Source organism: Aeromonas hydrophila subsp. hydrophila ATCC 7966, assembly GCF_000014805.1.
Lineage (GTDB): Bacteria > Pseudomonadota > Gammaproteobacteria > Enterobacterales > Aeromonadaceae > Aeromonas > Aeromonas hydrophila.
In genome coordinates, this window is the sequence record NC_008570.1 from 3,403,441 (window position 1) to 3,424,832 (window position 21,392).

Here is a 21,392-nt window from a genome sequence, read left to right on the forward strand (position 1 = left end):
TTTATAAAAAAGGCGGGGGATGTTCATTTCTTCACGGGTGCTTAACCGAGCAGGAAGGCTCTTAGGCGAGCAAACTCCGCCGGCAGGTTGTGGGACAAGAGCGGCAGCACGGCGTGCTTGGCGAGCGGGCCGGGCAGCGGCACGTCCAACCCCAGGATCTCGTCTACCGACTCCTTGAACTTGGCCGGATGGGCGGTGCAGAGGAACACCCCCACTTCATCCTCAGCCAGCTGTTCGCCCAGCAGATCCCAGGCAATGGCGCCATGAGGTTCGCACAGGTAATCCAGCTCATGCAGGCGCTTGAGTGCATCGCGAGTTTGGGCATCACTGCGCATGCCAGAACCCAGGGTTTCCAGCGCCCAGCCGTTGCGACGGCACAGCTCTTCTACCCTAGGCCAGTTGTTGGGGCGGCTCACATCCATGGCGTTCGACAGGGTTGCCACTGTCTGGTGCGGATCCCACTGGCCGGTTTTCAGGTAGCGCGGCACGGTATCGTTGGCGTTGGTGGCGGCGATAAAGCGCTTCACCGGCAGCCCCAGCGCCTTGGCGATAAGGCCTGCGGTGAGGTTGCCAAAGTTGCCGGACGGCACGCTGATGACCGCCTTGGCACGATCGGCTTTTGGCAACTGGGCCACCGCCTCGAAGTAGTAGCAAACCTGGGCCAGCAAACGGCTGATGTTGATGGAGTTGGCGGAGTTCAGACCAATGGCCTTCTTCAGCTCCTCGTCATCGAAGGATTGCTTCACCAGCGCCTGGCAGGCATCGAAGTCGCCGTCGATGGCGATGGTGCGGATGTTGCCCCCTAAGGTGCAGAACAGCGCCTCCTGCAGCGGGCTTATCTTGCCCTTAGGGTAGAGGATCACCACCTCGATCCCCTCCAGCCCGAAGAAGGCGTGGGCCACGGCGGCGCCGGTGTCGCCGGAGGTGGCGGTGAGGATAGTGATCTTGTCGTTGGTACGGAACGCAGCCAAACACTGGGCCATAAAGCGGCCGCCGAAATCCTTGAACGCCAGGGTCGGGCCGTGGAACAGCTCAAGGGCATAGGTGCCATCCTTGAGCTTCACCAGCGGCGCCGGGAAGGTGAAGGCAGCCTTGACCAGTTCGTGTACCTGAGGCGCGGGCACTTCGTCCCCCAGCAGGTGGCTGAGGATGCGGGCGGAACGCTCCACCAGCGGCAGATCGAGCAGAGCATCGACGTCGGCCAACGGCTCGAGCCGCTCGGGGAAGAACAGACCCTGTTCGCGGCCCAGACCCTGACGCACCGCCTGGGCGAAGCTCACCTGTTCACTCTTGTCCTTGATATTGTAAAGATTCATAGCTCGCTTCCTGTTACCCGTGCCCCGGCCATGTCGAGTTTGCAAACCCGGGCAAATCCATCTTCGTTCTGCACGAAATGTGCATCCATCCAATCTTTCATCCGCTCGGCCTGGGCCAGATCCTTCATCACGACGAACACGCTGGGGCCGGAGCCCGAGATGCCGGTGGCCAGTGCCCCGTTCTGGGCGGCCTGGGCCCGCACCTCGGCAAAACCTTCAATCAGCGCCGAGCGGTAGGGCTCGGCAATCACGTCCTTCAATACACTGGCCGCCAGCCCCTCCTGCCCGGTGTAGCTGGCGTGGACAAAGGCAGCCAGCCGACGACCGTAGGTGAGGCAATCCTGACGGCGATACTGGGCCGGCAGAATGGCGCGGGCGGCGGCGGTCGAAACCACGGTACCCGGGTAGCAGACCACCCAGTACCACTGCTCAAACACCGGAATGCCCTGGCTGATGACGCCGTGCTCTTCCAGCACCAGCTGCATGCCGCCCAGATAGCAGGGGGCGACGTTGTCGTAGTGGACGGAGCCGGAGATCTTGCCTTCCATCTCCCCCATCAGCAGCAGCAGGTCGTGTTCATTGAGGGGGGCGCCGTGAAAGGCGTTGAGGCCTTCGAGTGCCGCCACCACGCTGCAGGCGCTGGAACCCAGGCCCGAGCCCACCGGCAGGTTCTTCTCCAGCACCATTTCGAGCGGCTTGAGACCAAGGCCGCGCTTCTCCAGCGCCTCGCCATAGGCGAGCCAGCAGTCATGGAGGATGTTCTTTTTCGGGTCAGCCGGCAACTTGTGGGCGTAGCGGCCCACGGAGGAGAGGGCAAACGGCACATCGGCAGCCTTGACCTGAACGCGATCCCCGAGCAAAGAGCCATCTACGGGGGCGAGCGCCGCCCCCAGTACATCGAATCCCACGCTCAGGTTGGCACTGGAGGCGGGGGCATAGGCCACCACGCTGCTGCTCTGGTACATGTCTGAACTCATGCTTACAACTCCTGCTTCCAGTTCTGGGTACGCAGCACGTCGGCAAAGACGCCCGCGGCGGTCACTTCGGTGCCGGCGCCATAGCCGCGCAGCACCAGCGGGATCGGCTGGTAGTAGGTAGAGAAGAAGGCGAGCGCGTTCTCCCCGTCTTTGACCTTGAACAGCGGCTCGTCGGCACCGACCGCCTTGATGGCGACCTTGCACTTGCCACCCTCGATGGAACCCACGTAGCGCAGCACCTTGCCCTGAGCTTGAGCGGCCGCGAACTGATCGCGGAACCAGCCGTCAGCCTCCGGCAGGCGGGCCATAAAGGCTTCCACGTCGCCACTCACGTCAAAGCCCGGCGGCAGCGCCTGCTCCACTTCCACGTCGGAGAGCTCCAGCGCCATGCCGGCCTCGCGAGCCAGAATGAGCAGCTTGCGGGCCACGTCCATGCCGTTGAGATCGTCGCGCGGATCCGGCTCGGTAAAGCCGTTGCCACGGGCAATCTTGGTGGCGTCGGAGAAAGCCATACCCTCATCCAGCTTGCCGAAGATAAAGGAGAGCGAACCGGACAGCACGCCGTCGAAGGCACGCAGCTTGTCGCCAGCCTTGATCAGGTTCTGCAGGTTCTCGATGACCGGCAGGCCGGCGCCCACGTTGGTCTCGTACAGGAACTTGCGACGGGTCTGACGGGCGGTGCGACGCAGCGCCTTGTAGTAATCGAGCGACCCGGTATTGGCCTTCTTGTTCGGGGTAACCACGTGGAAACCGGCGGCGAGGAAGTCGGCGTACTGGACGGCAATGGCCTCGCTGGAGGTGCAGTCGACGATCACCGGGTTGATGAGGTGGCTCTCTTCCACCAGCTTTTGCACCGCTTCCAGGCTGAAGCTGTCACGGGCTTCCACCAGCTGTTCACGCCAGTTGGCGAGGTTCAGCCCATCCTTGTTGACCGCCATCTGGCGGCTGTTGGCGATGCCCACCACCCGCAGACCGGTGCCCTGCTCGGCCAATACCGGCTGCTGGCGGGCAATCTGATCCACCAGCGCCGCGCCGACACCGCCGACGCCGACCACGAAGAGATCGATGAACTGCTGGCTGCCGAAGAAGTTCTGGTGGCATGCCTTGATGGCTTCGGCCACCTTGCGATCCCGCACCACTGCAGAGATGGAGCGCTCGCTCGAACCCTGGGCGATGGCGACGATATTGATGGAGGCCTGAGCCAGCGAGGTGAAGAAGCGGGCCGCCATCCCCTTGGAGGTGCGCATGCCATCACCGATGAGGGAGATGATCGCCAGATCCTGCATGATCTCCAGCGGATCCAGCAGCTGGTTCTTGAACTCCAGCTCGAACTCGCGCTCCAGCACCTTGCGGGTCTTGTCGCAGTCATAGCTGTGGATACAGAAGCTGACGCTGTACTCGGAGGAGGATTGGGTGATGAGGACGATGCTGACCCCGGCGCGGGAGACGGCGGAGAAGATGCGGCCAGCCATGCCCACCATGCCCTTCATGCCGGGGCCGGAGACGTTGAACATGCACATGCCGGAAAGATCCGAGATGGCCTTCACTTTCAGGTCATCATCCCCCTGCTCGACGCCGATGAGGGTGCCCGGCCCTTGCGGGTTGAAACTGTTCTTGATGAGGCAGGGAATGTGGAACTGGGCCACCGGCGCGATGGTTTTCGGGTGCAATACCTTGGCACCGAAGTAGGAGAGCTCCATCGCCTCCTTGTAGGAGAGGGTTTTCAGCAGATAGGCATCCGGCACCAGGCGCGGGTCGCAGTTGTAGCAGCCCTCAACGTCGGTCCAGATCTCGCAGCACTCGGCATCGACGCAGGCGGCCAGCACGGCGGCGGAGTAATCGGAGCCGTTACGGCCGAGCAGCACGGTCTCACCCTTGTCGCTGCCACCGGTAAAGCCCGGCATCAGGTAGAGACAGTCGGAGCGCAGGCCCTTGGCGGCGAAGCGCAGGCGGGAGGCTTCGATGTCGACGTGAGCCTCCAGGTAGCCGCCGTCGGTCACCAGCAGCTGCTCCGGTACTATGATGTCCAGCTCAAGGCCGCGCACCCGCAGCAGCTCGTGCATAAAGGCGATGGAGAGGTTCTCGCCCCGGCTCAGGATGCGGGCCTGCACATTGTCCGGGCAGAGCCCCAGCAGGCGGATGCCTTGCATCAGCCGCTCCACCTGATCCAGTTCGCTGGTCAAGCGAGCCTGCAGCGCCTTGTCATCCAGCGCCGGATAGGCTGCCTTCAAGCCGGCCAGCAGGCGGGAGAAGATGCCGTTGATCTCGAACAATGTGCTGCTGGCATCCATGCCGCGGCTGGTCTGCTCTACCAGTGCCACCAGGTGGTTGGTCACCTTGGCCGGTGCCGACAGCACCAGGGCAACCTGGGATTGGCCGTGGGTATTCACCGCGATATCGGCGACCCGTAAAAAACGCTCTGCATCGGCCAGTGACGACCCGCCAAACTTCAACACTCTCATCGCTTTCTCTCCCTGTGATCTTTGCAAATTTGCCCGAAAATGGTTCTGAAAATCATCCAACAAAAAGGCCCGTACTGGGTGGGTACGGGCCTTTTCTGATTTCTGTGCTTGTTCGTCAGCGCATCAACCGGCCCCAGTGCCACCTGTGGTGGTACCGGTAATAATGGTGGTGGTGATGACATTGGTGAATAACTGCATGACGAACACTCTTGAACGAAGCTGGCTTTTAGCAATACCGCGCCGGGCGCAGCGCTGTCAACCTAAACCTCTTTGCCAAGTTTGCGGGCAAGGTCTTTGCAGAGCAGGTGGAGCATATTCAAATCCCGCTGCGGCAGCATGGGCACTCGGTCCATCACCCACTGATGCAGTTTTTCATCCTGAGAAACCCCGAGATCACCGAGAATTTCTGCTGTTTTGCTTTTAAGCACCCGAACCTGTCCGGCGTTATCAACATTTTCTGCTAGCACCTCGGGCTCATCGAGCAACTGGCTCAGCTCGTAGGCGTACAGCATGATCGCCTGCCCCAGGTTCAGGGACGGGTAGCTCACCTTGAGCGGCAGATAGCTGATGAGGTCGACCTGGGCCAGCTGCTCGTTGGAGAGCCCTGACTCCTCGCAGCCAAACACGATGGCGACCTTGTCCAGCGACGGCTTGGCCTTGATCTGGTCACGGATCTCGGCCGGCGTGAGGTAGTGCTGATAACGACCGCGCTGGCGGGCGGTGGTGGCCACCACCAGATCCATGTCGGCCAGCGCCTCTTCCAGGGTGTCGAACGCCTCGGCCTGGGTCAGGACCTCCTGTGCACCATGGGCCACCCAGCTCGCCTCCTCCTCTTCGTGCACCCGGCTTGCCACCAGTCGCATGGCATCAAAGCCCATGGTTTTCATGGCGCGGGCGGCAGCGCCAACGTTGGCCGGGCGGGCGGGGGCCACCAGCACAAAATAGAGTTTCATCGGGTTTTCTCCTGGGCAGGGCCGAACGCGCAAACAACAGCGGATCATCGGCAAAACAGGGGCGCAATCTACCGTTTTCACCCGAAAATTGCCACTTGAACAGACGTTTGAATGTTGCCATAGTGGCCGGGAATGTGAACAAATTGCAGCCAATCCCAGGCGCCATCGGCCCGACAGATCACAAGGAAGAGAGAGATGCAGCAGCCATTGGAACAGGCCGTCGCCGAGACGATTCTGCAACGCTTCGAGTCGTTTTACAGCCGGTTTCTCGAAATCACCCAGGGCAGCAAGAGCCGCTTCGAGAACAGCGACTGGCTGGGGGTGCAGCTCGCCGGGCGCGAGCGTATTCGCCTCTACGATCATCACGTCGGCGCCACCACGGCGCTGATCAAGCAGATGATGGGGGCAACCCTGCCGAGCCAGGCCCTGCTCAAGCAGGTGAAGGGGGCATTCAGCGATCTGCTGCCCAAGTGCGAGAACTTCGAGGTGGCGGAGTCCTTCTTCAACTCCGTCTATCGCCGTATCTTCCGCCATCGCAACATTCGCGACGAGAACCTCTATATCCACCCGTTTCGCAGCCGGGGGGAGCACCCCGACCTGAGCGCCCTGCTGCGCATCTATCGCACCGATCTTGCCCACCTGCCGCAGACCCTGAGCCAACTGCTGGGGGATTACAGCTTCACCCTGCCCTATGAGGACAAACAGCGGGATATTGTCGACATCCAGCGCCATCTTGCCGAGAACGGGCCGGCCATCCTGCACGATGAGCCGTTCGCCATCGAGCTGCTCAAGGAGGTGTTCTACCGCAACAAGGGGGCCTATCTGGTGGGGCTGATCCGGGTCAAGGGGCAGGTCTTCCCCTTCATCCTGCCGCTGCTCAGTACCGGTCAGAGCATCTATGTGGACACCGTCATCTTCGAGCCTGAGCTTGCCTCCATCGTGTTCGGCTTCGCCCGCGCCTACTTCATGGTCTATGCCCCCATGCCAGCGCTGTTTGTGCTGTTTCTGCGCCAGATCATGCCCCACAAGCCGGACTATGAGATCTACAACGCCATCGGTTGCCAGAAGCACGGCAAGACCGAGCTCTATCGCCACTATCAGCAGCACCTGGCCCAGAGCCGGGAGCAGTTCGTCATCGCGCCGGGCATCAAGGGGATGGTGATGAGCGTGTTTACCCTCCCCTCCTATGACGTGGTGTTCAAGGTGATCAAAGACGAGTTCACGCCCCCCAAGGACGTGAGCCACGAACAGGTGAAGGCGAAATACCGGCTGGTAAAACAGCACGACCGGGTGGGCCGAATGGCCGATACCCAGGAGTTCACCAACTTCGAGTTTCCCCTCGATCGTATCTCGCCGGAGCTGCTGGCCGAGCTCAAGACGGTGGCCCCGTCTGCGCTGACCCTCACCGACGACAAGCTGGTGATCAAGCACCTCTACACCGAACGCAAGATGATCCCGCTCAACCTCTATCTGGACAAGGCGGACGAGCAGCAGACCCGGCTCGCGCTGGAGGAGTATGGCAACGCCATCAAGCAGCTGGCGGCGGCCAACATCTTTCCGGGCGACATGCTGTTCAAGAACTTCGGGGTCACCCGTCACGGCCGGGTGGTGTTCTACGACTACGACGAGATCTGCTACATGACGGAGTGCAACTTCCGCCAGATCCCGCCGCCGCGCTATCCCGAGGATGAGTGGAGTGCCGAACCCTGGTACTCGGTGGCCCCCAACGACATCTTCCCCGAAGAGTTCGCCACCTTCTTGCTGCAAAAGCCGCAGGTGCGCGACATCATGATGCAGCTGCACAAGGAGCTGTTTGATGCCAACTACTGGAAGATGCTGCAGAGCAACATCAAGGAGGGGGTATTCGAGGATGTCTATCCCTATCGGCGCAAGAAGCGCTTCAAGTTTCAGCGGGGGGGCTAGCCTATCCGGGAGCCCAGTTGCAAAAGGGAGTGCAAATAGCAAAAGGGACGCCGTGGCGTCCCTTTTGCGTTGGGCCGTCAGCTCACGCTACGACAGCCCCTGACAAAACCGTCAGTTACTTGGCGGCAGGCATGGCGTCGAAGGTGAGCAGCGCCGCCTTGTTGGTGTCGCTCAATACCAGCTGCTGACCGCTGATCTGGAAGCTAGCCACTTTCTCCAGCTTCTGCAGATAGAGCATCTCCTTGCCGGCCAGATCGCCCATGCACATCATGCGGGTCGAACCCATGGGGCCCAGCGCCAGCACACCGTCACCCTGCTGGGTGATGGCGCCGAAATAGCGGTTGCAGCCGCCCTTGCCCGCTACCTTGTCACCGGCGACTTGCAGGGTGAAGGTGTCGCCGCTCGCCCCTTGCAGTTGCCAGGTGGAAGCTTGCAGTTGAGTCAGCTTGGAACCAGTTGCCATGGCGCAGCCTCCCAGGGCCAGTACGGCCAGCAGAGTCAGTTTTTTGTTCATGGGTTCACCTCTTGATATCAGCAAAATAGGGGAAGAAACATGGTGATGGGGGCCTGTGTATCATGAGAGCGGAGCAAATCAAAACTGTTTTATTGTGATCGGGGTTCCCTTTACTACCAGCTGGCATGTGCCATGCTTGTATTCCTGTTCCGGACCCAGGGAGGGGAAAAGAATGGTCAAATCATCCGTCATCGCACTCGTCTCATGCCTCAGCCTTACCGCTCAGGCCGCCGACTGGGATTTCCTCAAGAACGACGCCAACAGCCAGCTCTACGTCAAGAGTTACTCCGGCGTGCTGCTCGGCAATCAGACTCATCACAACGACAGTTTCGATCTCTGGCTCATCAATACCGGCTATCAGTATCCGCTGCACGATGGCGTCAGCCTCTACATGGAAGCAGGCCCGGCCATCGGCCCCAGCAGCGAGCAATCCGGCTACAACCTGAGCTCGGGGGTGCGCTATCAGCTCTCCCCCATGCTCAACATCGGCAGCCAGCTCAAACAGCTGGAAGTGAACAAGCCCAACACCCTGCTGGAGCTCAACACCAGCCTGCTGCTGACCCCGCAACTGGCCATCACTGCCAACTACGGTGTCAGCGCCTTTAGCACCGAACAATCCCTCAGCGTCGGGGTCGGCTTCAACTTCTAGCGGGATCAGATCAGCCGGGTGGCGCTCACCAGCACGCCGTTGAGATCGGCGTAGACGTAGTCACCCGGATGTATGGTCACCCCGGCAAACGACACCACGGCATCCAGTTCCCCTTGTCCCCGCTTCTCGGTTTTGACCGGACAGGGCGCCAATGCCTTGACCCCCAGCGCCAGTGTCGCCAGCGTGCCCACGTCGCGCACGGCGCCATAGATCACGATGCCTTCCCAGCCCTGCTCCGCCGCCTTGATCGCCAGCTGATCACCGAGCAGGGCGCGGCGCAGGGAGCCACCGCCATCGATCACCATCACCCGCCCCTGCCCGGGCCGGTTGACCAGCTCCCGCACCAGGCTGTTGTCCTCATAACAGGAGAGAGTGACCGCCTGGCCGTGAAACAGCGCCTTGCCACCAAAATTTTGAAACAGCGGCTCAGCCACCTGCAGAGCATCGCCGTACTCGTCACAGAGATCAGGCAGTAGATCCAGCATCATAAGTTTCCTTCCATGGACATGAATTAGCTCATTCTTTCATCAAACAGAGTCCCTGACAATCCAGTGGGATTCAATTCTGCCCAGATGGTGTGGCTCCCCCGCCAGCAACACCGGCAACAGCCAGAGCTCCCCCTGCTCCACCCAGTAGATGGCATTCTGGCCAAAGCGGGCCGCCAGTTGGATAGCCTCGCTGCGCGTGGAGGCCAGCAGCAGCGACGACTCCTGCCAGCTTTCATCCAGCGAACTGCCCCGGCAAGGCCCCATCACCTGCCAGCGAGGAACCGCCGCAATGGCCCGCCACAGGGCCCGCTGATGGCGGGTATTGCGACGCATTCCCAGCTGGCGACTGGCAGGATTCCAGGCCGTCACAATGGCGTAGGCAGGCCATTTCGGCGCCGAAAAAGGTGCAATAAAGCAGATTTTTCTGTAGTTTTCCCACAAATTCATGTCAACCACATGTTACATTCCATTACATTTTATAGGGGCGAAAATGGGGGCAACCCCAAGTATCATGCTGTGAACTCAGGGTTTGACCTATATCAAACCAGAGTTAAAAAGTTGCTATCTGACGGCAAAGAGTGTTGTTATGCGCCTGTTAACTGATAAAATGCAGCCACTTTTGTAATGGACTACCTTTCCAGGCTTCTCTCGATCAGACTTATTGAGAGCCTATGTGTGGCACAGGGATGTTTGCCAACGCTGATGCCAAATTCGCGATAATCCGACCTGACATTCATACCCAGGATGACGTAATAAATTTTCAGGACCGGTCGGGTAACGCCAAAGAGTGTTAAAATTTAGATAACTAACTGATAAGAATCTGGGAATACTCATGCAAACACCACACATTCTGATCGTCGAAGACGAACTGGTCACTCGCAATACCCTGAAAAGCATCTTCGAGGCAGAGGGCTATATCGTGCTCGAAGCCAACAATGGCGACGAGATGCATCAGGCTCTGACTTCCCACACCATCAATCTGGTGATCATGGACATCAACCTGCCGGGCAAGAATGGCCTGCTGCTGGCACGCGAGCTGCGTGAGGACGACAACATCGCCCTGATGTTCCTGACGGGTCGTGACAACGAAGTGGACAAGATCCTGGGTCTGGAGATCGGTGCCGACGATTACATCACCAAGCCGTTCAACCCCCGTGAGCTGACCATCCGTGCCCGCAACCTGCTGAGCCGCACCATGAACGTGGCCGCCGGTGGTGAAGAGAAGAAGCTGGTGGAGCGTTACCTGTTCAACGGCTGGGCACTGGACATCAACAGCCGCGCCCTGGTCAGCCCGGCTGGCGACATGTTCAAGCTGCCGCGCTCCGAATTCCGCGCCATGCTGCACTTCTGCGAAAACCCGGGCCAGATCCAGACCCGCGCCGAGCTGCTCAAGAAGATGACCGGCCGTGAGCTCAAGCCCCACGACCGCACCGTGGATGTCACCATCCGCCGCATCCGCAAGCACTTCGAGAGCGTCAACGACACTCCGGAGATCATCGCCACCATCCACGGCGAAGGCTATCGCTTCTGCGGCGAGCTGGAGCAGGAGTAATCCTCCCTCCCCCGAGTTGAAAAGGCGCCGATGGCGCCTTTTCCATTTCTGCGCCATTCAACTTGGTCAAGCTGGCACTCTCGCCGACATCAAAAAACAGACAACAAAAAGCCCACTCGCAGGAGTGGGCTTTTTGCATGAAGGCTGGAGCGGGCAGCGGGAATCGAACCCGCATCATCAGCTTGGAAGGCTGAGGTAATAGCCATTATACGATGCCCGCCTGGCATCAAAACTTGCTTGGTGTGATGGGGAAACCCCACGACAGACAGCCGTTTCGGCTGAGGTGACAACGGCATTGACCGTTATCTGGAATTTGGAGCGGGTGATGGGAATCGAACCCACGTATGCAGCTTGGGAAGCTACCGTTCTACCATTGAACTACACCCGCGTCAGGGCCTCTACTATATGCATTTTGCCGCCGAGCGCAATCACCTCGATACGGTTTTTTACCGTAAATCAATCTGTTCGACCAACTAATGAGCAGCACGCCGCTTTTTCAATCAACCGTTTTCACAAGCCGGAATTTACAAGGTTGCCAAGCCTGGGGGGCGAGGATAGTCTTGCGCCACTCGACGCGAGGATGGTGGTAATGGATAAAAAAACGCAAAAACGACTCTATGGCTGGTTGCGCAATCAATCGAGCCACGGCCGGCGCTGGATCGGCCTCTCCATCGGCTTTGGCCTGGGTCAGGGCATCCTGATGGTGGCACAGGCCTGGCTGCTGGCCACCCTGCTGCACGGTTTCATCATCGAGGGCACCACGCCGGCGCAATCCATTCCCCTCTTCATCACCCTGCTGCTGGTCACCCTCGGCAAGGCGGTGCTGGCCTATGGCCGTGAAGTGGCCAGCTTCAAGGCTGGCAGCGCGGTGCGCCAGGCCATCCGCGAGCTGGTGCTCACCCGCCTCGGCCGGTTGGGACCGGCTTACATCCAGCGTCGACCGGCCGGCAGCTGGGCCAGCCTGCTGCTGGAGCAGATTGAAAACATGCAGGATTTCTTCTCCCGCTATCTGCCGCAGATGGCGATTGCTGTGTTCATTCCGGTGGTGATCCTGGTGGCCGTGTTCCCGGTCAACTGGGCCGCTGGCCTGATCCTGCTGGGCACGGCGCCCCTCATTCCCCTCTTCATGATCCTGGTAGGAGTCGGCGCCGCCGATGCCAACCGCCGCAACTTCCAGGCGCTGGCCCGTCTCTCCGGCCACTTCCTCGATCGCCTGAAGGGGCTGCGTACTTTGCAGCTGTTCATGCGCACCCAGGCGGAAGGGGATGCCATTCGCGATGCGTCGGAAGATTTTCGCGAACGCACCATGGAGGTGCTGCGCCTTGCCTTCCTCAGCACCGCCGTGCTGGAGTTCTTCGCCGCCCTCTCGGTGGCGCTGGTGGCCGTCTACTTCGGTTTCTCCTATATCGATCACCTGAACTTTGGCCACTATGGCAGCAAGGTCACCCTCTTTACCGGCCTGTTCGTGCTGTTTCTGGCCCCCGAGTTCTACGCCCCGCTGCGTGAACTCGGCGCCCACTACCACGCCAAGGCGCAGGCCATCGGCGCCGCCGAACAGCTGCTGGAGTTCCTCGAAGCCGAGGTGACGGAACCCGCCTCAGGCCATGCGCCGTTTCATGCCGACGCCCCCATCAGGGTAGAAGCCAAAGGCCTTGAAGTGCTGAGCGCCGAGGGCAAGGTGCTGGTCGGTCCCATCGACTTCACCCTGGCGTCCGGCTCGCGCACCGCCCTCATCGGCATCAGCGGCGCCGGCAAGAGTTCGCTGGTCAACGCCCTGCTCGGCTTTGCCCCCTATCGCGGCGAGCTCAAGGTCAACGGCCAGGAGCTGGCCAGCCTCGACATGAGCCAGTGGCGCCGCCAGCTGGGCTGGCTCTCCCAGAACCCGCAGCTGTTCCATGCCTCGCTGCGCGACAACCTGTTGCTTGCCAACCCATCCGCCAGTGACAGCGAACTGGAGGAGGCCCTGAAACGGGCTCAGGCGTGGGAGTTTGCCATGGAGAAGGGGCTCGATTATGCGGTGGGGGATCAGGCCGGCGGCCTCTCGGTCGGCCAGGCCCAGCGCCTAGCCCTGGCTCGTACCCTGCTCAAGTCCACCCAGCTGATGGTGCTGGACGAGCCGACCGCCAGCCTGGATCGCCACTCCGAGCGAGCCATCATGACCACGCTCGAACAAGCCGCAGCAGGCCAGACCCTGCTGATGATCACCCACCGCATCGACCAGCTCACCAAGATGGACCAGATCCTGGTGCTAGAGCGTGGCAAGCTGGTGGAGCAGGGCAGCTTCCAGCAACTGAGTACCGCGCAGGGGCCGTTCGCCCGCCTGCTCTCCCAACGTAACGAGGGTTCTCTCGATGACTGATCTCTTGCCGTTTCTGCGCCTCTATCGCCAGCACTGGCTGAGCCTCTCCCTCGGCCTGCTGCTGGCCCTGGTGACCCTGGTCGCCGGGATGGGACTGCTGTCGCTCTCCGGCTGGTTCCTCTCCGCCGCCGCCGTGGCGGGGATGGCGGTCGCCAGTCGCGACACCTTCAACTACATGACGCCGGCTGGCGGGGTACGCTTCTTCTCCATCATCCGCACTGCCGGCCGCTGGGGTGAGCGGGTGGTGAGCCACGACGCCACCTTCCGGGTGCTGACCCGGTTGCGGGTCTGGTTCTGGCAAAAGCTCTCGCCACTCTCCACCGGCGCCCTCGCAGGCTTTCGCCAGGCGGATCTGCTCAACCGGCTGGTGGCCGACATCGACGCCATGGACCACGTCTACCTGCGGCTGGTCACTCCCATCGGTGCGGCCTTGCTCAGCACCGCCGGTCTGGTGTTCTTCCTCTCGCTGTTCGATGCCGACCTGGCCCTGATACTGGGCGCCATCCTGCTGTTCGGCATGCTGGCCCTGCCGCTGGTGTTCTACTTCCTTGGCCGCCAGCCCGGTCGCCAGCTGATCGCCGAGAAGTCCAACCTGCGTACCCGTCTGGTGGACTATCTGGACGGCCAGGCCGAGCTGCAGATGTTTGCCGCCGCCCCCCGGGCGCGCGACGAACTGCAGCAGGCCGAACAGGCGCTGATCCAGGCCCAGGCCCGCATGGCCCGGGTGAGCGGGCTGGCCAACTGCTCGGTGCAACTGCTGAGCGGCTGGACCCTCACCCTGATGCTGTGGCTGGCCGGTCACGGGGTGGCAGGCGCCGCGCCGGACCCCATCACGGCACTGATGGTGTTCGCCACCCTGGCCAGCTTCGAGGCGCTGATGCCGCTGGCCGGTGCCTTCCAGCACCTCTCCACCAGCCTCACCTCGGCCCGCCGCCTCAACGAGATCCTGCAGGAGGCCAAGGCCCCCGAGTGGGGCCACGAAGAGCGCCACGCACCACAGGGAACGCTGCAGATAAGCGACCTCTACTTCAGCTACCCAGGCAACCCGCAGCCGGTGCTGCGCGGCTGCACCCTGCAGTTGCAGGCCGGCGAAAAACTGGCGCTGCTGGGCCAGACCGGCTGCGGCAAATCGACCCTGATGGGATTGCTGACCCGCGAATGGAACCCGCAGGCCGGCAAGATCCTGCTCGATGGCAAGCCGCTCACCGACTACAGCGAAGGGGCGCTGCGCGCCTCCCTCTCGGTGGTGAGCCAGCGGGTGCACCTGTTTGCCGATACCCTGCGCGGCAACCTCAAGCTGGCCGCCCCCCATGCCAGTGACGAGCAGCTGGTGCAGGTGCTGACCCAGGTCGGCCTCGCCAACCTGCTGGAAGATGACAACGGCCACAGCGACAGCGGGCTCGATGCCTGGCTGGGGGATGGCGGGCGGCCGCTCTCCGGTGGCGAGCGCCGCCGCATCGGCATCGCCCGCGCCCTGCTGCACGATGCGCCGCTCTGGCTGCTGGATGAGCCGACCGAGGGGCTCGACAGCCAGACCGAGCGGGAGATCATGGATCTGCTGTTCAAGCTGGGATCGGATCGCACCCTGCTGCTCATCTCCCACCGTTTGCTGGGGCTGGAGCAGATGGACCGGATCGCCCTGATGGAAGAGGGGCAGATCCGCCTCTGCGCCCCCCATCAGACGCTGCTGGCGGACGACTACTATCGCAGCCTGCATCAGCGGCTGGCGCCGGCCTGATGAGCAACGAGAGAGGGGCGCCCGGTGCGCCCCTCTCTCATGACACCAGGCCAGTCATCTTTGCCGGCAGCGTGAAGCTGCACGGGCAACACACGGCCGGATCCTGGTCACACCCCGCCCATACGGCTAAAAATGGGGCTGGTCGACACCGTCGACTGGCCCCTATAATGGCCCCTTCGTTATTCCACAAGATGCCGACATGGAGCGCCTGCGCCTTGCTACTGTCCTCATCACCGACACAAGATACGAGACGATGAAACGCCTGATCCTGATGATGCCCCTGATTGCCTCCGGCTGCGCCGACTTTGCCTTCAACAGCAATCTGGACAAAGAGAACTTCGACGAGTACTTCAAGCCGGGCAGCGTTCAGATCTATGAACAGGGCCAGCTGGCCGATCTCAACTACCTCTACCTCGGCACCGTCGAAGGGGAGTCCTGCCAGAGCGATGCCAAGCAGCCGATCCCCAACGCCGGCGAGGCCCGTACCCTGGCCCGCCGCCGCGTGGCCGACATGGGCGGCAACGGCGTCACCTTCGACAAGTGCGCCGAATTCAGCGACACCCCGGGCTGCCTGAAGCAGGTGATCTGCTACGGCCAGGCGCTGAAAGTCGCCACCGAGAAATAAGCGTCAACTGCAAGGAGCCTGCATGGCACTGGCCATCGTTCGCCTCGGCACGCCCCGCCTGCCCGACGAGGGACTGCGGATCGGCACCGTGCGTCGCCCGCCCCGCGGCGTGCCGAAAACCGAGTTTGCCAGCCAAGATTGGTACGACGTCTGGTTCCCCAATCTCGCCCCCAGCAACGACACCATGAAGCTGGGCCAGGCTGCCGAGACGCCCGCCCAGTGGAGCGCCTTCTGCAAACAGTACAAGGCCGAGCTGGCAACCCCGGCAGCCAGGCACGATCTGGCGCTGCTGGCCGCCCTCTCCCACACAACCAACCTGTCGGTGGGCTGTTACTGCGAGCAGGAGTCCCGCTGTCATCGCGCCATCTTGCGCGAGCAACTGACCGCCGCCGGCGCCGCCATGCGCACCGAGTAGCTACGCTCACGCCGAAAAGAAAAGGGCATCTCTCGATGCCCTTTTGCTTTGCTGCGGCACTTGCCGGCCTCTAGCGGACAAGCTGACGCAGCCGCGTCTCCTGCTCGGCCGTGATGCCAGCGGCCACCACAGCGTCCGGCGCGCCGGCCAGCCACTCGGCCACATCAGCCACTGTCTCCTCCAGCGGCCGAAAATTGAGGCCCTGCACAATGGCCGCCTCGGCGCTGATACGACCATAACCGGCATATTCGGGCTGCTCATTGGGCAACAGGGTCGGATAGCTCTGCCAGGGCTCCACCCCGGCGGCCAGCAGCGCGGGCCAGGGCGCCCACTCCGGCACGAGCGGGGTCGCAGGAGCCAGCCTGGCGGCCAGACGATCCACCCAGTCGTTCAGTGCGATACCGGGCTTGACCAGATTGAAGGTGCCGCTCAATTGCTGCTCGGCGGCCCGCAGCACGAACTCGGCGCAGTCGCGCACGTCCAGATATTGCAGCCGGTCTTCCCCCTGCCCCGGCAGCAGCCAGGGGCCGCCCTGCTGCACCCGCTTCACCCACCAGGCCAGCCGACCGGTGGGATCATGGGGGCCGCACAAGACACCTGGGCGCAAGATGCAAAGCCGCTCGCCCCAACGGGCCCGATACGTGGCCTCGCACAGCACCTTGAGGGGGCCGTAATCCTCCGGCATCTCCCCCTCGGCAATCTCGTGCAGCGGCGCCGACTCGTCCTGCCCGGGCTGGGCGAAGTCCTGATAGACGCTGATGGTGGAGATGAAGATCAATCGCTCGCAGTGCCCGAGCAGGGCGGCCGAGAGGCTCGCCGCCTGTTCGGGACGATAGCAGCAAGTGTCGATGGCCAGATCCCAGCTTCCCTGATAGCGATGCAGCGGGGTCAGGTCCTGATCCCGGTCCCCCTGCAGCTGGCTGAGCTCGCGCCAGTCCGGGTGCTGGCGTCGGCCACGATTGAACAAGGTCACCTCGTGGCCCCAGTCCAGCGCCAGCGCAGTGAGATGGCGGCCCAAAAAACCGGTGCCGCCGATGATCAGCAGTTTCATCCCTGTCTCTCCTGTGCGGCGCGGCCCCTCTCCTGCGGTCACGCCGGTTGTAGCGAGCCGCCCTGCTGGCGGACGCGCCGTTCACTCATCCTGCGCCCACCCTACGCAACTTGGCGGCGCGATACAGCCCCGAAGCGGCCGGGATGGGAGCGGGATCACGGCAAGCAGACAGCCACCGGCCGGCGGGCAAGCCTGCGTTTTGAGGGCCGCTGTGCTACATTGCCGGGGTTTTCAGTCAGGATCCGCCATGAAGTTCGAAATCGACACCCTGGGTATCATCCGTTCTCCCTACAAGGAGAAGTTCGCCATCCCGCGCCAGCCTGGTCTGGTCAAATCGGCCCGCGCCCGCCTCGAGCTGCGGCCTCCCTACGATCAGCCGGACGTACTGCGCGGCATCGAGCAATTCTCCCACCTCTGGCTCAGCTTCGTGTTTCACCAGACCATGGCGCAGGGCTGGCACCCGACGGTGCGCCCGCCGCGCCTGGGCGGCAACGAGCGGGTCGGGGTGTTCGCCACCCGCTCCACCTTTCGCCCCAACCCGCTCGGCCTCTCGGTGGTCGAGCTGCACGGGGTCGGTCGTGAGCGCGGCAAACTCTGGCTCGAGCTGGGGGCGGTGGACCTGCTCGATGGCACTCCCATCGTCGACATCAAGCCCTATATCCCGTATGCCGATAGCCTGCCGGATGCTCGCGGCGGGTTCGCCCCCGATGCCCCCACCCCGCCGCTGGCGGTGAATTTCAGCCCCGAGGCGGAACAGCAGCTGCAACCCTGGCTCAAGGCCCACCCCGAGCTGCGTCTGCTGGTGAGCGAAGTGCTGGCCCAGGATCCGCGCCCCGCCTACAAGAAGGGCAAGCCGGACGACAAGGAGTACGGCGTCAGGCTGTTTGACTGCAACGTACGCTTTCGCATCAGCGAGCCCAGTTGCCTGGTGCTCGCCATCGAGCCGGCCCAGTGAGCCAGCCATAAAAAAACCACCCGTTCGGGTGGTTTTTTGTTGCTTGCCGCGGCTAGGCCCCCCTTACAAACGGGTGAGCAGCAGGCTGCCGATGGAGTAACCGGCCCCGAACGAGCAGAGCACGCCGCGGGCCCCGGCGGGAAGGTCGCCGTTGTGGAGGTGGAACGCAATGATGGAACCGGCCGAGCTGGTGTTGCCGTAGCTGTCGAGAATGACCGGCGCCTCCTGCTGGCTGGCATCGTGACCGAGCAGCTTGCGGGCAATGAACTGGTTCATGGTGAGGTTGGCCTGATGGAGCCAAAGCCGGCTCAGGGAGTTTGCTGCCCAGCCCTGCTCGTCGAGCTGGCCGGCAATCTGGTCACACACCAGCGGCAGCACCTCCTTGAACACCTTGCGCCCCTGCTGGCGAAACAGCTTGTCATCGCCGTAGCGGGTGCGCGGACTGAGCCGGTTCAGGAAGCCGAAGTTGTTGCGGATGTTGTTGGAGTACTGGGTCACCAGCTTGCTGGCCACCAGTTGCCAGGGGTTGGCCACCTTGCAATCGGCCTCCCGCTCCAGCAGCATGGCGGTACAGGCGTCGCCGAAGATGAAGTGACTGTCCCGATCGCGGAAGTTGAGGTGCCCAGAGCAGATCTCCGGGTTGACCACCAGCGCCAATCGGGCGCTGCCGGCCGCCAGCATGTCTGCCGCCGTCTTGATGCCGAAGGTGGCAGAGGAGCAGGCCACGTTCATGTCAAACGCCATGCCGCTCGCCCCCAGATAGTGCTGCAGCTCGATGGAGAGAGCCGGATAGGGGCGCGGCATGTTGGAGGCGGCGACGATGACCAGATCGATCTCGCCTGGCTCGCGACCGGCGGCGATCAGCGCCTGCTCGGCGGCGGCCACCGCCATCTCCACCATGATGGAGGGCTTGTCATCGGGTCGCTCGGGCAGCAGCGGCTGCATGATGTCGGGATCCAGCACCCCCTCCTTGCTCACCAGATAACGGCTCTTGATGCCGGAGGCCTTCTCGATGAACTCGCTGCTCGAATGCTGCTTGGCGGGGAGCTGGCCGGCGTCGATGGCGGAGGCGTTCTCCTCGTTGTAGAGATCCACATACTGGTTGAAGGCGGCCACCAGTTCTTCATTGCTGACGGCAAAGGGAGGGGTATAGAGGCCTGAGCCACTGATCACGATAGAGGTCATCTTTGCTCCTCGCCGGGTTCACTCCCGGCTTGTTGGTCTGTTCAGGTAGAGAGGGTCACAGCTGGTCGATGGCCGCAGCCAGACCCGCCAGGGTCAGCGGGTGCATGCGCCCGCCGATCAATTCGTTCATCAGCTTGATGGAGGGGTGCCAGAGCCACTCCCGGCGCGGGGTGGGGTTGATCCACACCAGCTTGGGAAAGTGCTGCTGCAGGCGGGCCAGCCACACCTGGCCGGCCTCCTCGTTCCAATACTCGACGCTGCCGCCGGGCCAGGTGATCTCGTAGGGGCCCATGGTGGCATCCCCCACCAGGATCACCTTGTAATCGCTGCCGTAGGTACGCAGCAGACGCAGGGTATCGAAGCGCGCCTCGTGCCGGCGGGCGTTGTCCTGCCAGACGAAGTCGTAGAGACAGTTGTGAAAATAGAAGTACTCCAGATGCTTGAACTCGTGGCGCAGGGCCGAGAAGAGGCGCTGCACTTCGGCCACGTGGGCATCCATGGAGCCCCCTACATCGAAGAAGACCAGCAGCTTGACCCCGTTGTGGCGCTCGGGTCTGAGCTTCACATCGAGCCAGCCCTGTCTGGCCGTGCTCTGGATGGTGTCGTCGAGATCCAGCTCGTCGGGGTTGCCCTTGCGCACCCAGCGCCTGAGCTTGCGCAGCGCCAGCTGGATGGCCCGCTGTCCCAGCGGGGAATCATCGCTGAAGTTGCGGTAATGCCTTGCCTCCCACACCTTGACCGCCTTGCCATGCTGGCCCTCTCCCCCCATGCGCACTCCTTCCGGGTGAAAACCGCCGTGGCCGAACGGGCTGCTGCCTCCCGTACCCACCCACTTGTTGCCGCCGGCGTGACGCTCCTTCTGCTCGCTTAACCGCTGGTTGAGGGTCGCCAGCAGCTGGTCGAGCCCGCCGAGGGATTTGAGCAACGCCTTCTCCTCGGCGCTCAATAGCCGCCCGAACTCCTGGCGCAGCCACTCCTCGGGCAGACTCTCCGGCAACAGGGGGATGACGGCCAACCCCTCGTAATACTCGGCGAAGGCGCGATCGAAGCGATCGTAGTGGGCCTCGTCTTTCACCAGCAGGCAGCGGGAGAGCTGGTAGAACTCGTCCATGTCGAGGCTGGCCAGCCGGGCTGCCAGCGCCGCGTGCAAGTCCAGCAGTTCGCGCAGACTGCAGGGGAGCTTGTGGCGGCGCAGGTGAGTAAAGAAGTCGATCAGCATGAGTCAGCTGCCGCGTCGGGCCAGAAAGGCGAGCTTCTCAAACAGATGCAGGTCCTGCTCGGTCTTGAGCAGGGCGCCGTAGAGGGCGGGCACCAGTTTGCCTGGCTCGCGGGCACGCATCGCCTCGGGGGCAATGTCATCGGCCAAGAGCAACCGGATCCAGTCCAGCAGCTCCGAGGTGGACGGCTTCTTGCGCAGCCCCTCTACCTCGCGCAGCTCGAAGAAGAGATCCATCGCCTCACCGAGCAGGCTCTCCTTGAGGTCGGGGTAGTGGAGCTTGACGATGGCCTGCATCTCGGCCTTGTCGGGGAAGCGGATGTAGTGGAAGAAGCAACGGCGCAGGAAGGCGTCCGGCAGCTCCTTCTCGTTGTTGGAGGTGATGATGACCACCGGCCTCTGCTGGGCCTTGACTCGCTCACCGGTCTCGTAGACGTCGAACTCCATCCGATCCAGCTCCTGCAGCAGATCGTTGGGGAACTCGATGTCCGCCTTGTCGATTTCATCGATGAGCAGCACCGGGCGCTGGTCGGCGGTGAAGGCCTGCCACAGCTTGCCACGACGGATGTAGTGGCTGATCTCCCCTACCCTGGGGTCGCCGAGCTGGGAGTCGCGCAGCCTGGCCACCGCATCATATTCGTAGAGCCCCTGCTGGGCCTTGGTAGTGGATTTGATGTGCCAGGCAATCAGCTCGGTGCCCAGATGGCGAGCCACCGCTTCGGCCAGCTCGGTCTTGCCTGTGCCGGGTTCCCCTTTGATAAGCAAAGGTTTTTCCAGCACGATGGCAGCATTGACCGCCATCTTGAGCGATTCAGAGGCGAGATAGCGATCGCTTCCTGCAAATCCCATAACGTCCATTCCTTTGACGATGAGAGACCTTTTTGAGATCGAGGCCTCAATAAGAAAGAATAAGCTCTATATCTTGTAATAACATATTGTTATAACAAATCGTCACTTCTCATTCAGAAACCACAGGGTAATCTTGTTTCATCGCCGTAACAAACAGGGATAGCA

General features: G+C 62.3%; 19 protein-coding genes and 2 tRNA genes. 8 read left to right on the forward strand and 13 right to left on the reverse strand.

The genetic code is table 11. The features are described from left to right. Positions 1 to 41 precede the first annotated feature (41 nt). The 4 genes from thrC to AHA_RS15285 form a co-directional block, all read right to left on the reverse strand. On the reverse strand, positions 42 to 1,316 hold the full coding sequence (gene thrC, locus AHA_RS15270) for a threonine synthase (RefSeq protein WP_011706814.1): 1,275 nt from the start codon (positions 1,314 to 1,316) through the stop codon (positions 42 to 44). Next, positions 1,313 to 2,293, reverse strand: coding sequence for a homoserine kinase (gene thrB / locus AHA_RS15275; RefSeq protein ID WP_011706815.1), 981 nt, complete (start codon positions 2,291 to 2,293; stop codon positions 1,313 to 1,315). The genes thrC and thrB overlap by 4 nt, the downstream gene beginning before the upstream one ends. A gap of 2 nt (positions 2,294 to 2,295) precedes the next feature. Further along, positions 2,296 to 4,755, reverse strand: a complete 2,460-nt coding sequence (thrA, locus tag AHA_RS15280; protein WP_011706816.1) for a bifunctional aspartate kinase/homoserine dehydrogenase I — start codon at positions 4,753 to 4,755, stop codon at positions 2,296 to 2,298. 260 nt (positions 4,756 to 5,015) lie between these two features. Continuing rightward, positions 5,016 to 5,708: a tRNA/rRNA methyltransferase gene (locus tag AHA_RS15285; protein ID WP_011706818.1), complete on the reverse strand. Its 693-nt coding sequence runs from the start codon at positions 5,706 to 5,708 to the stop codon at positions 5,016 to 5,018. A 195-nt stretch (positions 5,709 to 5,903) separates the two neighbouring features. Between AHA_RS15285 and aceK the strand changes: the two genes are divergently transcribed. Further along, positions 5,904 to 7,631, forward strand: coding sequence for a bifunctional isocitrate dehydrogenase kinase/phosphatase (gene aceK / locus AHA_RS15290; protein ID WP_011706819.1), 1,728 nt, complete (start codon positions 5,904 to 5,906; stop codon positions 7,629 to 7,631). Between the two features lie 115 nt (positions 7,632 to 7,746). On the opposite strand, the gene AHA_RS15295 is transcribed toward aceK, so the two are convergent. After that, complete coding sequence (locus AHA_RS15295; RefSeq protein WP_115586420.1) at positions 7,747 to 8,145, reverse strand: META domain-containing protein; 399 nt, start codon at positions 8,143 to 8,145, stop codon at positions 7,747 to 7,749. A gap of 172 nt (positions 8,146 to 8,317) precedes the next feature. Between AHA_RS15295 and AHA_RS15300 the strand changes: the two genes are divergently transcribed. Continuing rightward, positions 8,318 to 8,794, forward strand: coding sequence for a hypothetical protein (locus AHA_RS15300; RefSeq protein WP_011706821.1), 477 nt, complete (start codon positions 8,318 to 8,320; stop codon positions 8,792 to 8,794). A 5-nt stretch (positions 8,795 to 8,799) separates the two neighbouring features. Here AHA_RS15300 and AHA_RS15305 read toward each other — a convergent pair whose 3' ends face one another. Next, complete coding sequence (locus AHA_RS15305; RefSeq protein ID WP_011706822.1) at positions 8,800 to 9,279, reverse strand: putative 4-hydroxy-4-methyl-2-oxoglutarate aldolase; 480 nt, start codon at positions 9,277 to 9,279, stop codon at positions 8,800 to 8,802. Positions 9,280 to 9,321: 42 nt separating this feature from the next. Next, a complete protein-coding gene (locus AHA_RS15310) occupies positions 9,322 to 9,738 on the reverse strand; it encodes a DUF3293 domain-containing protein (RefSeq protein WP_011706823.1) in 417 nt (138 codons plus the stop codon). Positions 9,739 to 10,114: 376 nt separating this feature from the next. Here AHA_RS15310 and arcA point away from each other — a divergent pair, with 376 nt between their 5' ends. Next, positions 10,115 to 10,834, forward strand: coding sequence for a two-component system response regulator ArcA (gene arcA / locus AHA_RS15315; protein WP_011706824.1), 720 nt, complete (start codon positions 10,115 to 10,117; stop codon positions 10,832 to 10,834). Positions 10,835 to 10,979: 145 nt separating this feature from the next. On the opposite strand, the gene AHA_RS15320 is transcribed toward arcA, so the two are convergent. Together AHA_RS15320 and AHA_RS15325 are read right to left on the reverse strand one after the other, a co-directional pair. Further along, positions 10,980 to 11,054: transfer RNA gene (locus AHA_RS15320), tRNA-Gly, on the reverse strand. Between the two features lie 94 nt (positions 11,055 to 11,148). Next, positions 11,149 to 11,222 (reverse strand) — tRNA-Gly (locus tag AHA_RS15325). A 201-nt stretch (positions 11,223 to 11,423) separates the two neighbouring features. On the opposite strand from AHA_RS15325, the gene cydD reads away from it, so the two are divergent. From cydD to AHA_RS15345, 4 genes are all read left to right on the forward strand, one after another. Beyond that, a complete protein-coding gene (gene cydD / locus AHA_RS15330; protein ID WP_011706825.1) occupies positions 11,424 to 13,193 on the forward strand; it encodes a heme ABC transporter permease/ATP-binding protein CydD in 1,770 nt (589 codons plus the stop codon). After that, entirely contained in the window at positions 13,186 to 14,931 is a 1,746-nt protein-coding gene (gene cydC / locus AHA_RS15335) for a heme ABC transporter ATP-binding protein/permease CydC (RefSeq protein WP_011706826.1), read from the forward strand. The genes cydD and cydC overlap by 8 nt, the downstream gene beginning before the upstream one ends. Positions 14,932 to 15,184: 253 nt before the next feature. After that, positions 15,185 to 15,556: an Rcs stress response system protein RcsF gene (rcsF, locus tag AHA_RS15340; protein WP_010633326.1), complete on the forward strand. Its 372-nt coding sequence runs from the start codon at positions 15,185 to 15,187 to the stop codon at positions 15,554 to 15,556. A gap of 22 nt (positions 15,557 to 15,578) precedes the next feature. Continuing rightward, positions 15,579 to 15,971, forward strand: coding sequence for a DUF488 domain-containing protein (locus tag AHA_RS15345; RefSeq protein WP_011706827.1), 393 nt, complete (start codon positions 15,579 to 15,581; stop codon positions 15,969 to 15,971). A 70-nt stretch (positions 15,972 to 16,041) separates the two neighbouring features. Here AHA_RS15345 and AHA_RS15350 read toward each other — a convergent pair whose 3' ends face one another. Further along, positions 16,042 to 17,022 (reverse strand): NAD-dependent epimerase/dehydratase family protein, encoded by a 981-nt coding sequence (locus AHA_RS15350; RefSeq protein ID WP_011706828.1) that lies wholly within the window; start codon positions 17,020 to 17,022, stop codon positions 16,042 to 16,044. Between the two features lie 247 nt (positions 17,023 to 17,269). Between AHA_RS15350 and tsaA the strand changes: the two genes are divergently transcribed. After that, positions 17,270 to 17,977: a tRNA (N6-threonylcarbamoyladenosine(37)-N6)-methyltransferase TrmO gene (tsaA, locus tag AHA_RS15355; RefSeq protein WP_011706829.1), complete on the forward strand. Its 708-nt coding sequence runs from the start codon at positions 17,270 to 17,272 to the stop codon at positions 17,975 to 17,977. Positions 17,978 to 18,040: 63 nt separating this feature from the next. Here tsaA and AHA_RS15360 read toward each other — a convergent pair whose 3' ends face one another. The 3 genes from AHA_RS15360 to AHA_RS15370 are packed head-to-tail and all read right to left on the reverse strand — an operon-like array spanning position 18,041 to position 21,227. Further along, positions 18,041 to 19,162: a beta-ketoacyl-ACP synthase III gene (locus AHA_RS15360; protein WP_011706830.1), complete on the reverse strand. Its 1,122-nt coding sequence runs from the start codon at positions 19,160 to 19,162 to the stop codon at positions 18,041 to 18,043. A 55-nt stretch (positions 19,163 to 19,217) separates the two neighbouring features. Next, positions 19,218 to 20,381 (reverse strand): vWA domain-containing protein, encoded by a 1,164-nt coding sequence (locus AHA_RS15365; RefSeq protein ID WP_011706831.1) that lies wholly within the window; start codon positions 20,379 to 20,381, stop codon positions 19,218 to 19,220. Positions 20,382 to 20,384: 3 nt separating this feature from the next. Then, positions 20,385 to 21,227 carry an AAA family ATPase gene (locus tag AHA_RS15370; protein ID WP_011706832.1) on the reverse strand — a complete coding sequence of 281 codons (843 nt, stop codon included), beginning with the start codon at positions 21,225 to 21,227 and terminating at the stop codon, positions 20,385 to 20,387. Positions 21,228 to 21,392 lie beyond the last annotated feature (165 nt).

Coding starts and splice junctions, on each gene's coding strand:
- cydD (WP_011706825.1), top strand. CDS start 11,424: ATGGATAAAAAAACGCAAAAACGACTCTATGGCTGGTTGCGCAATCAA.
- rcsF (WP_010633326.1), top strand. CDS start 15,185: ATGAAACGCCTGATCCTGATGATGCCCCTGATTGCCTCCGGCTGCGCC.
- AHA_RS15370 (WP_011706832.1), bottom strand. CDS start 21,227: ATGGGATTTGCAGGAAGCGATCGCTATCTCGCCTCTGAATCGCTCAAG.
- tsaA (WP_011706829.1), top strand. CDS start 17,270: ATGAAGTTCGAAATCGACACCCTGGGTATCATCCGTTCTCCCTACAAG.
- AHA_RS15365 (WP_011706831.1), bottom strand. CDS start 20,381: ATGCTGATCGACTTCTTTACTCACCTGCGCCGCCACAAGCTCCCCTGC.
- cydC (WP_011706826.1), top strand. CDS start 13,186: ATGACTGATCTCTTGCCGTTTCTGCGCCTCTATCGCCAGCACTGGCTG.
- AHA_RS15360 (WP_011706830.1), bottom strand. CDS start 19,162: ATGACCTCTATCGTGATCAGTGGCTCAGGCCTCTATACCCCTCCCTTT.
- AHA_RS15300 (WP_011706821.1), top strand. CDS start 8,318: ATGGTCAAATCATCCGTCATCGCACTCGTCTCATGCCTCAGCCTTACC.
- arcA (WP_011706824.1), top strand. CDS start 10,115: ATGCAAACACCACACATTCTGATCGTCGAAGACGAACTGGTCACTCGC.
- thrB (WP_011706815.1), bottom strand. CDS start 2,293: ATGAGTTCAGACATGTACCAGAGCAGCAGCGTGGTGGCCTATGCCCCC.
- AHA_RS15345 (WP_011706827.1), top strand. CDS start 15,579: ATGGCACTGGCCATCGTTCGCCTCGGCACGCCCCGCCTGCCCGACGAG.
- thrA (WP_011706816.1), bottom strand. CDS start 4,755: ATGAGAGTGTTGAAGTTTGGCGGGTCGTCACTGGCCGATGCAGAGCGT.
- AHA_RS15295 (WP_115586420.1), bottom strand. CDS start 8,145: ATGAACAAAAAACTGACTCTGCTGGCCGTACTGGCCCTGGGAGGCTGC.
- AHA_RS15285 (WP_011706818.1), bottom strand. CDS start 5,708: ATGAAACTCTATTTTGTGCTGGTGGCCCCCGCCCGCCCGGCCAACGTT.
- AHA_RS15305 (WP_011706822.1), bottom strand. CDS start 9,279: ATGCTGGATCTACTGCCTGATCTCTGTGACGAGTACGGCGATGCTCTG.
- thrC (WP_011706814.1), bottom strand. CDS start 1,316: ATGAATCTTTACAATATCAAGGACAAGAGTGAACAGGTGAGCTTCGCC.
- aceK (WP_011706819.1), top strand. CDS start 5,904: ATGCAGCAGCCATTGGAACAGGCCGTCGCCGAGACGATTCTGCAACGC.
- AHA_RS15350 (WP_011706828.1), bottom strand. CDS start 17,022: ATGAAACTGCTGATCATCGGCGGCACCGGTTTTTTGGGCCGCCATCTC.